This is a genomic window from Nocardia paucivorans NBRC 100373, assembly GCF_000308675.1.
In the GTDB taxonomy this organism is placed as follows: Bacteria; Actinomycetota; Actinomycetes; order Mycobacteriales; family Mycobacteriaceae; genus Nocardia; species Nocardia paucivorans.
In genome coordinates this window covers 26,761-41,016 of the sequence record NZ_BAGE01000046.1, presented here as the reverse complement: position 1 = coordinate 41,016, position 14,256 = coordinate 26,761, and the positions used below count along the sequence as shown (strand labels likewise).

The window sequence follows — 14,256 nt, the reverse complement described above, 5'->3', positions numbered from 1 at the left end:
GGGCTGTGCCGTGGGGAAGCGGCACAGCCCTACCCGCGTCCACGGGTCACACGTTGGCGTAGGCCAGGGAGGGCGCCCGGTGCACCGCGAAGGAGGTCCGTAGGTAGAACCACCAGGTGATGGCCGCCATCGCGAGGAAGGCGACGGCGTAGCCCCAGAAGGCGGGCGCCATACTGCCGAAGTGGTTGTTGGACAGCCGAAGTGCCTGCTGCAGCAGAAAACCACCGAAGGCGCCGACCGCCCCGATCACCCCGATCGCGGCGCCGGCCTGACGTTTGGCCGACGCCGTCGCCTCGGCCGTGTCGAGTCCGTGTTCGGCGGCGTGCGCACGGGCCTCGGCGCCGAAGATGGCGGGGATCATCCGGTAGGTGGAACCGTTGCCGATACCGGTCAGCACGAACAGCACCAGAAACGCGATCAGGTACAGCGGGAAACTCTTCGACTCCAGTGCGGCCATGATGAACGCGACCGTTACCGTCATCCCAACGAACACCGCCACGGTGATCTTGGCGCCGCCGCCCAGTCGGTCTGCCAGCCAGCCGCCGAAAGGCCGGCTGAACGATCCGACGAACGCACCGAGGAAGGCGAGGTTGCCGAGGGTGGTGATCCATCCGATATTCGCCAGATCCGGGAAGTTGGCCTTGATCAGGGTCGGAAAGGCGAACGAGAAACCGATGAACGACCCGAAGGTGCCGATGTACAGCAGTGCCATCACCCAGGTGTGGCGGTTGGTGAGGGCCGGTCGATACGAGCGACCGTCGGATTTCGCGGCGCGAATACTGTCCATATACCGCAGGGCGCCGAATGCGGCGGCGAGGATGAACGGCACCCACACCAGCACCGACAGGGTTATCCCGAAGCGGTAACCGGCCGGATCCTGCGCGGTCAGATGGGTGCCCAGGGTGACCAGCAGCGGTAGTGCCAATTGGGTCTGTGCCACACCGAGATTGCCGCCCGCGGCGTTGATCCCCAGGGCCGCACCCTTTTTCCCTTCGGGGAAGAAGAACGAGATATTGGCCATCGACGAGGAGAAGTTGCCGCCGCCGAAACCGGCCGACGCCGCCAACAGCACGAAAACCCACATAGGGGTTTGCGGCTGGTTGACGAAATAGGCCAGGCCCAGGGTCGGAATCAACAGCATGGCGGCGCTGAACGCGGTGAACGCGCGCCCGCCGAATCGGGGAATGGCGAAGGTGTAGGGGATTCGCAGCGCTGAACCGACCAGGGTGGGAATGGAGGTGAGCAGCAAGGCATTGCCGACGGCGGTGGGATTGCCCCGCCCCAGACCATCCAGGAAGGTGAAACCGGCCGCACCCATACTGGTGACGACGCTGCCCCAGATGACCCAGACACTGAAGCCCAGATTCTCGGCGAAGACCGAGAATGCGAGATTCTTTGTGGCAGTGCGCTTTCCGCCGGACTCCCAGAACCGTTCGTCGTCGGGTTCCCAGTGATCGAGCCAGCGTCCGCGACGCTGATGGAAGAACGGGGTTTCGGTGGTTTGTGGGCCGGTGTCGGCTACCGCGGTCATCGGCGTCCTCTCATCCCGGTTCGACGGCCCCCCTGGCGGTGCACGCCGGTCGTCGAGCCTTTCTCAGGGTCGAGAGGAAACGCTAGAAGTATTGTGTTGCGGCGAAATGGCCCGTTGTGACGATCCGCTCAAATCCGGCTCACGTGTCCGGGGGCCGGTTCGGTGATGGATCGGTTACGAACCGTCGCGGTCTACCGATCGGGGTAGTCGGCGAGCATATGGCCGAGGAAACAGCTCGCGGTCTCGGCCGCGCGTTCGGGGTCGCCGTCGATGATGGCCTGTACCAGTTCGCGGTGTTCGGCCTCGTAGGGGTTTTCGGTTTTCTCGATATGCGAGCGCATCACCGACTCGATACTGGGCAGCAGGGAATCGTAGAACTCCAGATACACCGCATTGTGGCTGGCGAGCACGATGGCCCGGTGCAATTGCACGTCGGCGGTGATGGCCTCGGCGTGGCTGTCCGAATACCAGAGCCGGTCGCACTCGTCCAACAGCCGGCGAATGGTATCGATATCGGTCTCGTCGCGGCGGCGGGCGGCCAGGGCGGCGGCGGTGGTGTCCAGGGCCTGGCGCAGTTCCAGGATGTCGCGTTCCCGGGCGTCGGCGAAGTACTTGCCGAGGGTGCCGCCGACCTCCGAGGTGGCGATCACATAGGTGCCGGAGCCCTGTCGTCGTTCCAGCATGCCCGCGTGGACCAGGGCCTGTACGGCCTCGCGGAGGGTGTTGCGTCCGGTGCCGGTGATCTCGGCGAGTTCGGGTTCGGTCGGGATACGGGAGCCGACCGGCCAGCGGCCCGAACGGATATCGTCACGCAGCTGCTCGGTAACCTGGGCGATGAGGCCGGTGCGTCGAACGGGTTGCACCGCAACAGAGTACCGCCCATAGTGATCACCGGTGGTTCCTCATGGGGTCGTCCTATGGGTCCCATCGAGCGACCCTATCGATTCGGTGCGGCCGCCGGGGGGTGTGATGAGGCCCGCATCGATATCGTTCGTCCCCTTCCGTTACCGCGTGAACAGGGCGAATATGTATCACACCTGCTGTGATGCGCGCTCCACACACCGGATGCCCTGATCTCACCCGTACGGGTATACCCGGGTGAGCAACCGTTGATTTTCCCGTCATTTGTCGCAGCATTTCGGCAATACCCATTCCCTACCTTGGGGCCAACCGCATGTTGGGAGGCCCATTGAGCACGCAGACGCCGAACCGGTGGCAGAGGCTGCGCCGGACCGTTGCCCGTCCGACGCTCGAGCACTGGAACGCCGAGGACATCGCGGCCTGGGAGGCCGGTGGCAAGAAGGTCGCCACTCGCAACCTGGTCTGGTCGGTGATCGCCGAACACATCGGCTTCTCCATCTGGTCGATCTGGTCGGTGATGGTGCTGTTCATGCCCACCGAGCAATACGGTATCGATGCCGCGGGCAAATTCTTCCTGGTGGCCGTGCCGACTCTGGTCGGCGCCGTTCTGCGGATTCCCTACACCGTCGCCACCGCCGCGTTCGGCGGCCGCAACTGGACCGTGTTCAGCGCCACCCTCCTACTGGTTCCCGCGCTGCTGACGCTGTATTTCGTGAATCAACCCGGCACCTCCTACACCACATATCTGGTGGTCGCCGCCTTCGCCGGGGTCGGCGGCGGCAACTTCGCCTCATCGATGGCCAATATCAATGCCTTCTTCCCGCAGCGCCTCAAGGGGTGGGCGCTGGGGGTGAACGCGGGCGGCGGCAATATCGGCGTACCGGTGATCCAGTTGGTCGGTCTCCTGGTCCTGGCCACCCTCGGCAACGAGTACGCCACCGTCATCTGCACCCTCTACCTGGTGCTGGTCGTTCTCACCGGGCTCGGCGCAGCCCTGTTCATGGACAATCTGCCCAACCAGCGGGCCGATATGTCCGCCATGGTCACCGCGCTGAAGGTGCCCCAGTCGTGGGCGGTGGCATTCCTCTACATCGGCACTTTCGGTTCGTTCATCGGTTACAGCTTCGCCTTCGCACAGGTGCTGCAGATAGGTTTCGTCGCCGGTGGGGACACTCCGGCGCAGGCCACCCTGCACGCCGCGCAACTCGCCTTCATCGGCCCGCTGCTCGGATCGCTGGTCCGCCCCTACGGTGGCAAACTCGCCGACCGTATCGGGGGCGGCCGGGTCACCGTGGCCGTTTTCGGCGCGATGATGGCCGCGACGCTGGTCGTCGCCATCGCCTCGACCCTCGGCGACCGCTCCGAGCACGGGCCCTCGGGCGCGGTCATGATGGCATCGGTCGTGGGATTCGTCGCCCTGTTCGCGCTGTCGGGTCTGGGCAACGGCTCGGTCACCAAGATCATCCCCTCGATCTTCGAGGCGAAATCCCACAGCCTGGACCTCGGTCCCGCCGAACGTGCGGCCTGGTCGCAGAGCACCTCGAGCGCACTCATCGGCATCGTCGGCGCCATCGGCGCGGTCGGCGGCTTCGCCATCAATATGGTGCTGCGCTCCTCGTACGCCTCCACACAGTCGGCCACTGCCGCCTTCTGGGTGTTCATGGCGTTCTACATCGCCTGCGCCCTCATCACCTGGGCGGTTTTCCTGCGCCGGCCCGCCGCCGCGGTATCGGGACGCGAGATCGTCTCCGAGGCCGAGGCCCTGCTCCGGACGGCCGAAGCCGATACCTCCACCCGGTCCGCTCACTCGTCGGCGCGCGCCTGACCCGAATCTCCACGGAAGGACTGTCATGAACACGACACCCGAACAGCGCAAAACAGTGGTGGTCGCCGGACACGGTATGGTCGGACACCGGTTCGTGGAGGCCCTGCGGTCCCGGGACGAGGACGGCCGGTGGCAGGTGATCGTCCTGAGCGAGGAGAAGCTGCCCGCCTACGACCGCGTCGGCCTGTCGTCCTATATCGGCTCCTGGGACCCGGCGGCGCTGGCGTTGCCCGGTAACGAGTACACCGGCGACGATCTGGTGGAGCTGCGGCTGGGCCAGAGCGCCACCGCGATCGACCGGGACGCTCGTAAGGTCACCACCTCCACCGGCGATACCCTCGGCTACGACGCCCTGGTGCTGGCCACCGGCTCCTATCCCTTCGTGCCACCCGTTCCGGGCCACGACAATCCCGAGTGCTTCGTCTACCGCACCATCGATGACCTGGACGGTATCCGGGCCGCGGCGCAGGCCGCCGGACCCGGCGCGCACGGTGTGGTCGTCGGCGGTGGTCTGCTGGGGTTGGAAGCGGCCAACGCGCTGCGGCTGCTGGGTCTGACCCCGCACGTCGTGGAGTACAACGGCCGGCTGATGCCCGCCCAGGTCGACGAAGGCGGCGGTGCGATCCTCGAACGCCTCGTCACGGATCTGGGACTGCAGGTGCACACCGGGGTGGGCACCTCCTCGATCGAGCGGGACGCCGAGCACGGTCCCGCCGACCGGCTGAAGGTCACCCTCTCCGACGACACCGTGATCGAGGCCGCGCTGGTGGTGTTCTCCGCCGGTGTCCGGCCACGGGACCGGATAGCCCGGGACGCGGGTCTGGAGATCGGCCCGCGCGGCGGGGTCGTCACCGACCTGGGCATGGCCACCTCGGACCCGAACATCTACGCCGTCGGTGAGTGCGCGGCCGTGGAGGGCACCTGTTACGGTCTGGTCGCTCCCGGCTACACCACTGCCGAGATCGTGGCCGACCGGCTGCTCGGCGGTAGCGGCGAGTTCCCCGGCGCGGATATGTCCACCAAACTGAAACTGCTCGGGGTGGACGTGGCCTCTTTCGGCGACGCGCACGGCACCACCGAGGGCGCTCTGTCGGTCGTCCTACACGACGCGGCCAAGGGCACCTACGCCAAACTCGTCGTCTCCGACGATGCCAAAACCCTGCTCGGTGGCATCCTGGTCGGCGACGCGAGCGCCTACTCGGCGCTGCGTCCGCTGATCGGCCGCCCGCTACCCGCCGATCCGGCCTCGCTGATCTCCCCGGCCGGCGCCGAACTCGGCGCCGACGCGCTGCCCGACGACGCCCAGATCTGCTCCTGCAACGATGTGAGCAAGGGCACCATCTGCGGTGCCATCGAAGGCGGTGCCTGCGATGTGCCGGCCATCAAGAGCTGCACCGGTGCCGGCACTTCCTGTGGTGGCTGTGTGCCGATGCTGAAGAAGATCCTCGAACAGTCCGGTGTCGAGGTGTCCAAGGCGCTGTGTGAACACTTCACCCAGACACGCGCCGAGTTGTTCCAGATCGTGCAGGCCACCGGTATCCGCACCTTCTCGGGCCTGATCGCCGAGTACGGCCGGGGACTCGGCTGCGATATCTGCAAACCGGTCGTGGCGTCGATCCTGGCCTCCACCTCGAGCGATCACATCCTCGACGGTGAACAGGCCGCACTGCAGGACACCAACGACCACTTCCTGGCCAATATGCAGAAGAACGGTACCTATTCGGTGGTGCCGCGGATGCCCGGTGGGGAGGTCACCCCGGAACAGTTGATCGTGATCGGTGAGGTCGCCAAGGAGTTCGGCCTCTACACCAAGATCACCGGTGGTCAGCGGATCGACCTGTTCGGTGCTCGGGTCGAACAGCTGCCGGCGATCTGGAAGCGGTTGGTCGACGCCGGTATGGAATCCGGGCACGCCTACGGCAAGGCGTTGCGCACCGTGAAGAGCTGTGTCGGGTCCACCTGGTGCCGCTACGGTCAGCAGGACTCGGTCGGGATGGCCGTGCTGTTGGAGAAGCGCTACCGGGGCCTGCGTTCCCCGCACAAACTGAAGTTGGCCGTTTCCGGCTGCGCTCGGGAATGCGCCGAGGCCCGCGGCAAGGATGTGGGCGTCATCGCCACCGAGAGCGGCTGGAACCTCTATGTAGGCGGTAACGGTGGTCTCACACCCAAGCACGCGGTGCTGCTGGCCGGTGATCTCGACGACGAGACCCTGATCTCCTATATCGACCGCTACCTGATGTTCTACATCCGCACCGCAGACCGGCTGCAGCGCACCGCGTCGTGGCAAGAAGAGCTCGGGATCGATTACATCCGCGACGTGGTCTGCTCGGACTCGCTCGGTATCGCAGCAGAGCTGGAAGCGGCCATGGAAAGGCATGTCGCGGGCTACCGGGACGAATGGGCCGCGGTCCTGGAGGACGAGGAGAAGCTGTCGCGGTTCGTCTCCTTCGTCAATGCGCCGACCGAGGCCGATCCGACCATCGCCTTCGACGAGAGCGGAGAGCGCAAGGTCCCGGTCCTGCTGGGTATGCCGGAGGTCACCTCCTCCGCTACGCCCGGGAAATGACCGCTTAACCCCCAGGAAACAGGACGTCGGTACCAATGGGTAAGGCGTGTGGAGGAGAACACCGATGACCGTTATCGATACCCGTGGTGTCACCACCGACACCACCATGTGGACGCAGGCGTGCCGGTTGGACTACCTGATCCCGGGCCGGGGTGTGGCCGTGCTACTGCGGGGCGGGCGTCAGGCCGCACTGTTCCTGCTGCCCGACGGTTCGCTCCACGCCGTGGGCAATATCGACCCGTTCGGTCGGGCGGCCGTGATGTCGCGCGGGATCGTCGGCGACCGCGCCGGGGTGCCGGTGGTGGCGTCGCCGTTGCTGAAGCAGGCGTTCTCCCTGCTCGACGGCCACTGCCTGGACGATGGATCGGTCGCGCTGCCGGTGTACGCGGTGCGTGTGGACGACGGGGTGGTCTCGGTGTCGAACACGCCCGTCGCCACCGGAAACGAACGGTAGGCATATGACGACGTCGAATCCGGATACCCCACTGGCCGGTTTCACCATCGGTATCACCGCTGCGCGCCGGGCCGAGGAATTCACCACGCTGCTCACCCGGCGGGGCGCGGCGGTGGTGTCGGCGCCCGCCATCCGGATCATTCCGCTGGCCGACGACACCGAACTGGAGCGGGTGACGCGGACGCTGATCGCCGACCCACCACGGATCGTGGTGGCCACCACCGGTATCGGTTTCCGCGGCTGGATGGAGGCGGCCGAAGGCTGGGGCCTCGCCGAACGGCTGCGTTCGACTCTGTCGAGCACCCGGCTATTGGCCCGTGGTCCCAAGGCCAAGGGGGCCATCCGGGCCGCGGAACTGCGGGAGGAGTGGTCGCCGGCCTCGGAGTCGTCGGCGGAGGTGCTCGACCATCTGCTCGAGGAGGGCGTGGAGGGGGTGCGCATCGCGGTCCAACTGCACGGCGCCACCACCGAATGGGAACCGCTGCCCGATTTCTGCGAGGTATTGCGGTCGGCCGGCGCCGATGTGGTTCCGGTGCCGGTGTACCGGTGGACTCCACCGTCGGATCGCGGCCCGATGGATCAGCTCATCGAGGCCATTATCACCGGTGGTATCGACTGCGTGACCTTCACCAGCGCCCCCGCCGTGGCGTCGATGCTGATGCGCGCCAAGGAAACCGGTCTGCTCGAGGGTTTGTTGCACGCGCTACGCACCCGGGTGCTGCCCGCCTGCGTGGGGCCGATCACCGCCGCACCGCTGGAGGAGCTCGGCGTTCGCACCACCATGCCGGGACGGGCCCGCCTGGGCGCCCTGGCCCGGCATGTCGCCGAGGAGCTGCCGCGGCGGGCCAATCGGATCCACGCCGCCGGGCATCTGATCAGCGTGCGCGGGGCATGTGTGGTGGTGGACGGTTGCGTTCGACAGTTGGCGCCGGCCCCGATGGCGCTGATGCGTGCCTTGGCCCGGTATCCGGGACGGGTGGTCTCGCGAGAGGACCTGCTGGCCACCCTGCCCGGTGGCGGTGACGACACCCATGCGGTGGAGACCGCGATCGCCCGGTTGCGGGCCGGTCTCGGCGCGCCCAAGGTGATTCAGACGGTGGTCAAGCGTGGCTATCGGTTGGCCCTCGATCCGGCCGAATGCGCCGACAACAACGCCGAGGACCGCCTGTCCGATATCGCGGTGTCCGCGCCGGGTTCGGCAGCGCTGCGGGCGGTGGTGAACCGGTGAACACCGAGGCCGAGGCCGGCCTGGTCCTGGTCGCGCACGGCACCCGCAGTGGGAAGGGCGTACAGATGATCGCCGCGCTGGCCGAGGCGGTCGCGTGGGAACTGGGCGCGGACGGCGGCGGACACCACCCGGGGGTACGTACCGCATTCGTCGATGTGCTCGGTCCTTCGCCGGGGGAGGTGCTGCGCGGTCTCGCCGAGACCTCGTCGCGTCCCGCCGTCGTCGTGCCGGCGTTCTTGGCCTCGGGTTATCACGTCTATCAGGATGTACCGCGCGAGGTGGCCGACAGCGGTCACCCGTCGGTCACGGTGACCCCCGCCATGGGGCCCGATCAGGCATTGGCCCGCGTCATGGCCGTGCGGTTGCACGCGGTCGGGTGGCGGCCCGGCGACGCGGTGGTCTTCGCCGCGGCCGGTTCCTCGGATCCCCGCGCCCGCGCCGATATTCGGCGCGCCGCCGCCATGCTGACCGCTCAGCTGGCCACCCCGGTGCACATCGCCTATGTCGCGACCGGTGCACCACGGGTTCCGGATGTGGTCGGCACCCTGCGCGCCGCGGGTCGCGAACGAGTGTTCATCGCCTCCTACCTGTTGGCGCACGGGTTGTTCCAGGAACGTCTGCACACCGCCGGCGCCACGGCGGTCGCCGGTCCGATCGGCGTGCATCCGGCGGTCGTCCGCCTGATCGCCGATCGCTACCGGGCCGCCGTGCGCGAGCTCGGCCGTATCGAGGCGCGGTGAGATCACGACGGCTCCGATATCGGATGCCGTGCGAGCCGAACGCGCCGTCGGGACGCGGGCAGCTCGAATCCCCACCGACTCCGACCCACGCGCGGTGACATGGGGTGCCCGCGCTCAGACGCGGTACCAGACGAAGGGGTTTTCGCGGGTCGGGCCGTAGCGGCGGATCTGACCGAAGAGACGCCCGGCCGGTTCCACCACCGCCGCGTGGTCCCGGTCTCCGTCGTAGGCGGCGAGAATACCGACGAAGGCGGCGTGCCCGTCCGAGGTCTGGCGATACACCACGGCACCGGAATCCCCACCTTCGGCGCCCAACGACTTGTCGACATAGAGATAGTCGTCGTCGACCTCGATGATCTTGCCGCAACCCCAGCCGGTGGTGGCGCCGACCTTACAGACCTCCTGCCCGACCCGAGGTTTCGTGTCCACCGAGGAGAGGCCGAACTTGCCCATGGAGGCGGAGACGCCGACGTTGTCGTAGAGGCGCAGTAGGGCGAATCCGAATTTCATTCCATCGTCGGGGCGTTGGGATTCGTACCAACCCACCGAGTTGCCCTTCGCGTCGGTGATGATCCCCGACCGATAGCAGTGGCCGGCGGTGACGCCGTAGCGGGCATTGCCCACCGAACCTGTGAGCCCGATCGTGCAGCGGGAGACGATCGCCTCTTCGTCGCGGTATTCGGTGTGCCGGACCTCCATACCGGGATGCACCGTGACGGACTGGCTCGCGTGCGCGTCCGGGCCGAGGGCCGCGGTGAGGCCGGTCGCCAGTACTGCGGCGGCAAATGCGCACAGGTGGACTCGGACACGTCGAACTGCGCTGAACATCGAACAACCTCGAACTCGATGGGCCCGGGGTGGGCAGATGACGAGGAATAATAACCGACTCGCCGATGCCGGTGCGGAAATGCTTCCCAGAAGCTGGAAGAGCGATCGGCCGATCGGGGGCGCGACCGATCCGGGCCGGGTGATCCGCGTGGGCGGGTGCCGCCGACGATGTGTAAACGAATGTAAAGCGTCGGAGAAGCGATTATTTCCAAAGTTTCACCGGAATTGTCCGAAATGGTGGCGCAGAGGGTGTTTCCGGTGCTTCTTCCCAGGTGATCGCGGTCTATAAGGGGGTATTACGGTCGCCATCCGTGACCGGCGGATTTCCGTCATCTCACAACTCACTTTCGGGCGAAGTGCGTGGTGAGAGTAATTTTTGGTGCCCGGCCGCGGCCTCCTTACAGTCGGAGCAACAGCCCATTTCGCAGCTAGAAAAAAAAGGGGGCGTCGTGGTTGTTCCACGCACTGAGGGTTCGACGTCCTTCGATTCGGGCCGGCTGTCCGGAGATGCCGCCGAGGCGCTGTTGCGGCTGGGGAAATACTTCCATCGCGGCGAGGTGTCGGAGGATCACCGCACCCTGCACAAGGTGGGCGGACGGGGCGCCGATGATTTCTATCGGGACCGTTGGGCCCACGACAAGGTGGTGCGCTCCACGCACGGTGTCAACTGCACCGGTTCCTGCTCCTGGAAGATCTATGTCTCCGACGGCGTGATCACCTGGGAATCGCAGCAGACCGACTATCCGTCCGTCGGATCCGACAAACCCGAGTACGAACCTCGCGGCTGCCCGCGCGGCGCCTCCTTCTCCTGGTACACCTATTCGCCCGCACGGGTGCGGTACCCGTATGTGCGTTCCACCCTGCTCGAGCTGTATCGCGAGGCCAAGGAACGATTGAAGGATCCGGTGCTGGCCTGGGGTGATCTCGTGGAGGACCCGCAGCGATCCCGGCGCTACAAGGCCGCTCGAGGTAAGGGCGGTTTCGTCCGCGTGGAGTGGTGGGAGGCCGCCGAGATCGCGGCCGCCGCGCATGTGCACACCATCAAGAAGTACGGCCCCGATCGGGTCGCCGGTTTCTCGCCGATTCCGGCCATGTCGATGGTCAGCCATGCGGTGGGCGCCCGGTTCATCTCACTGCTGGGCGGATCCATGCTGTCGTTCTACGACTGGTACGCCGATCTGCCGGTGGCCTCGCCGCAGGTGTTCGGCGATCAGACCGATGTTCCGGAATCGGCCGATTGGTTCGACGCCGGCTACCTGATCATGTGGGGTTCCAACGTTCCGGTGACCCGCACCCCCGACGCTCACTACATGACCGAGGCCCGGTACCGCGGTCAGAAAGTCGTGGTGGTGTCGCCGGACTACGCCGACAACACCAAATTCGCCGACGAGTGGATGCCCGCCCGCCCCGGCACCGATGCCGCCCTGGCCATGGCGATGGGGCATGTGGTGTTGCGCGAGTTCTTCGTCGAGAAGATCACCCCGAGGTTCCTGGACTATGTGCGCCGCTACACCGATCTACCGTTCCTGATCACCCTGGACGACCACGACGGTGTCGCTGTGCCCGGCAAATTCCTCACCGCCGCCGACCTGGCCCGGGCCGGACTGGACGGCTTCGATACCGAGGCCGCCGAGTTCCGCACCGTTCTCCTCGATGCCGACGGTAACCCGGTGGTCCCCAACGGCACTCTGGGCGACCGATTCGGGGAGGCCGGCAAGGGACGCTGGAACCTGGATCTGGGAGACGTGCAGCCCCTGCTGACCCTGTACCACCGCACCGATGCGAGCGATAACGCGGGATCGGACTCCGTCGCGGAGGTGCGGTTCCCTCGATACGACACCGACACCCCAGGGGTCGTCACTCGCGGGGTGCCGACCACCGTTGTGGCGGGTAAACGGGTCACCACGGTTTTCGACCTGCTGCTGGCCCAGTACGGGGTGAGCCGTCCCGGCCTGCCCGGCGCCTGGCCCACCGGTTACGACGACGCGACCGAGCCCTACACCCCGGCCTGGCAAGAGCGCATCACCGGGGTCGCGGCCGCGCAGGCCGAGCGGATCGCCCGCGAGTTCGCCGACAACGCCGACCGTTCCGGCGGTCGATCGATGATCCTGATGGGAGCCGGCACCAACCACTGGTTCCACTCCGACCAGATCTATCGCGCCTTCTTCACCCTGACCCTGCTCACCGGTTGCCAGGGCGTCAACGGTGGTGGCTGGGCCCACTACGTCGGCCAGGAGAAATGCCGCCCGGTGACCGGCTGGTCCACCCTGGCGTTCGGCCTGGACTGGCAGCGTCCGCCCCGACAGATGCAGGGCACCGTGTTCTGGTACCTCAGCAACGACCAGTGGCGCTACGATCCGTTCCGCGCCGATGTCTTCGCCTCCCCGTTGGGCGCGGGCCGGTTCGCCGGCCGCACCGCCGCGGACAATATCGCCCTCGCGAGCCGATTGGGCTGGATGCCGAGCTATCCCACTTTCGACCGCAATCCCCTGGATCTGGTGGACGAAGCGGAGCAGGCGGGTAAGACCCCGCAGGACCATATCGTCGACGGACTGAAATCCGGTGAGCTGCGCTTCGCCTGCGAAGACCCCGATGCCCCGGAGAACTTCCCGCGCTGTTTGACCGTATGGCGCGCCAACCTGCTCGGCTCCTCCGGTAAGGGCAACGAGTATTTCCACAAACATCTGCTCGGCGCCGATTCCAACCTGCAGACCGAGGAGTCGCCCGGTGTGCGTCCACGGGAGCTGGTCTGGCGGGACGAGGCCGCTACCGGCAAACTCGATCTGCTGCTGTCGCTGGATTTCCGGATGACCAGCACCACGCTGTTCTCCGATATCGTGTTGCCCGCCGCCACCTGGTACGAGAAGCATGATCTGTCCTCGACGGATATGCACCCGTTCGTACACGCCTTCACCCCGGCCATTTCGCCGCCGTGGGAGGCAAAAACCGATTTCGAGGCATTCCATCGGATCGCCCGCGGGTTCTCCTGGATGGCCGAGAAACATCTCGGCCGCCGTAAGGACATCGTCGCGGTGCCGCTGCAACACGATTCGCCCGACGCCATGGCGCAGGCCGGTGGGCGGGTTCGGGACTGGAAGGCCGGGGAATGCGAACCGATTCCCGGTAAGACCATGCCCAAGCTCGTGGTCGTCGAACGCGACTACGCGAAAGTGGCCGAGAAGATGGCCGCGCTCGGACCGCTCGTCGATTCCCTTGGTCTCACCACCAAAGGTGTCACCACCCATCCGGACGCGGAAGTGGAGTACCTGGCCGGGGTGAACGGCACCGTGGTCTCCGGTGTCGGACAGGGACGTCCCTCGCTGGCCAAGGATATTCACGCCGCCGAGGCGATTCTGGCGTTGTCGGGCACCACCAACGGTCGACTGGCCGTGGCGGGATTCCATGCGCTGGAGGAACGCACCGGCACCCGACTGGCCGATATGGCCGCCGAACACGAGGGCAAGCGGATCACCTTCGCCGATACCCAGGCCAGGCCGGTGCCGGTCATCACCTCACCGGAATGGTCGGGTTCGGAATCCGGCGGACGCCGGTACTCGCCCTTCACCATCAACACCGAGCGGCTCAAGCCCTGGCATACGCTCACCGGTCGCCAACACTTCTACCTCGATCACGATTGGATGATCGAACTCGGGGAACAGCTGCCCATCTTCCGGCCGCCGCTGGATATGTCGGCGTTGTTCAGCGAACCGGGTGTCGGTGAGGTCACCGAACGCGGCGTCACGGTGCGGTATCTGACCCCGCATTCCAAATGGTCCATTCACTCCGCCTATCAGGACAACCTGCACATGCTGACGTTGTCGCGCGGCGGACAGACCATCTGGATGTCGGAGAAGGACGCGGCGAAGATCGGGGTGACCGACAACGACTGGATCGAGGCGGTCAACCGCAACGGTGTGGTGGTCGCCCGGGCCATCGTCAGCCACCGGATGCCGGAGGGCACGGTATTCATGTATCACGCGCAGGACCGCGCTGTGGACGTACCGCGGATCGAGGGCCCGTCAGGTGCCGAGAAAGCGGCGTTCAAGGGGCGGGGGAAGCGCGGCGGTATCCACAATGCGCTCACCCGGATCATGATCAAACCATCGCATCTCATCGGTGGTTACGCCCAGCAGTCGTTCGCCCTGAACTATCACGGCCCCACCGGAAACCAGCGCGACGAGGTCACCACCATTCGCCGCCGCAGCCAGGAAGTGGAGTACTGA

The 14,256-nt window shown here is 66.4% G+C and carries 9 protein-coding genes; 6 read left to right on the top strand and 3 right to left on the bottom strand.

Annotated features, from left to right (window positions below):
* Window positions 1-46: 46 nt before the first annotated feature.
* Window positions 47-1,531 carry an MFS transporter gene (locus ON32_RS15955; protein WP_040791725.1) on the bottom strand — a complete coding sequence of 495 codons (1,485 nt, stop codon included), beginning with the start codon at window positions 1,529-1,531 and terminating at the stop codon, window positions 47-49.
* A 191-nt stretch (window positions 1,532-1,722) separates the two neighbouring features.
* Window positions 1,723-2,394, bottom strand: a complete 672-nt coding sequence (locus tag ON32_RS15950; protein ID WP_040791724.1) for a FadR/GntR family transcriptional regulator — start codon at window positions 2,392-2,394, stop codon at window positions 1,723-1,725.
* Between the two features lie 311 nt (window positions 2,395-2,705).
* Here ON32_RS15950 and ON32_RS15945 point away from each other — a divergent pair, with 311 nt between their 5' ends.
* The 5 genes from ON32_RS15945 (at window position 2,706) to ON32_RS15925 (ending at window position 9,205) form a co-directional block, all read left to right on the top strand.
* On the top strand, window positions 2,706-4,217 hold the full coding sequence (locus ON32_RS15945; RefSeq protein WP_083874568.1) for a nitrate/nitrite transporter: 1,512 nt from the start codon (window positions 2,706-2,708) through the stop codon (window positions 4,215-4,217).
* A 25-nt stretch (window positions 4,218-4,242) separates the two neighbouring features.
* A complete protein-coding gene (nirB, locus tag ON32_RS15940; protein WP_040791723.1) occupies window positions 4,243-6,783 on the top strand; it encodes a nitrite reductase large subunit NirB in 2,541 nt (846 codons plus the stop codon).
* 64 nt (window positions 6,784-6,847) lie between these two features.
* Entirely contained in the window at window positions 6,848-7,237 is a 390-nt protein-coding gene (nirD, locus tag ON32_RS15935) for a nitrite reductase small subunit NirD (RefSeq protein ID WP_040791722.1), read from the top strand.
* Window positions 7,238-7,241: 4 nt separating this feature from the next.
* On the top strand, window positions 7,242-8,465 hold the full coding sequence (locus tag ON32_RS15930; protein WP_051133318.1) for a uroporphyrinogen-III synthase: 1,224 nt from the start codon (window positions 7,242-7,244) through the stop codon (window positions 8,463-8,465).
* Window positions 8,462-9,205, top strand: a complete 744-nt coding sequence (locus ON32_RS15925) for a sirohydrochlorin chelatase (RefSeq protein WP_281032237.1) — start codon at window positions 8,462-8,464, stop codon at window positions 9,203-9,205. The genes ON32_RS15930 and ON32_RS15925 overlap by 4 nt, the downstream gene beginning before the upstream one ends.
* A 114-nt stretch (window positions 9,206-9,319) precedes the next feature.
* Here the strand turns inward: ON32_RS15925 and ON32_RS15920 are convergent, their stop codons facing one another.
* The gene (locus ON32_RS15920; RefSeq protein ID WP_040791721.1) at window positions 9,320-10,033 is read right to left on the bottom strand and encodes a chymotrypsin family serine protease; all 714 of its coding nucleotides are present in this window, start codon (window positions 10,031-10,033) and stop codon (window positions 9,320-9,322) included.
* Between the two features lie 449 nt (window positions 10,034-10,482).
* Here ON32_RS15920 and ON32_RS15915 point away from each other — a divergent pair, with 449 nt between their 5' ends.
* A complete protein-coding gene (locus ON32_RS15915; RefSeq protein WP_083874566.1) occupies window positions 10,483-14,256 on the top strand; it encodes a nitrate reductase subunit alpha in 3,774 nt (1,257 codons plus the stop codon).

Bases quoted from the DNA above. Each gene is read 5' to 3' on its own strand.
- ON32_RS15945 (WP_083874568.1), top strand. From the start codon at position 2,706: ATGTTGGGAGGCCCATTGAGCACGCAGACGCCGAACCGGTGGCAGAGG.
- ON32_RS15955 (WP_040791725.1), bottom strand. From the start codon at position 1,531: ATGACCGCGGTAGCCGACACCGGCCCACAAACCACCGAAACCCCGTTC.
- nirB (WP_040791723.1), top strand. From the start codon at position 4,243: ATGAACACGACACCCGAACAGCGCAAAACAGTGGTGGTCGCCGGACAC.
- ON32_RS15920 (WP_040791721.1), bottom strand. From the start codon at position 10,033: ATGTTCAGCGCAGTTCGACGTGTCCGAGTCCACCTGTGCGCATTTGCC.
- nirD (WP_040791722.1), top strand. From the start codon at position 6,848: ATGACCGTTATCGATACCCGTGGTGTCACCACCGACACCACCATGTGG.
- ON32_RS15930 (WP_051133318.1), top strand. From the start codon at position 7,242: ATGACGACGTCGAATCCGGATACCCCACTGGCCGGTTTCACCATCGGT.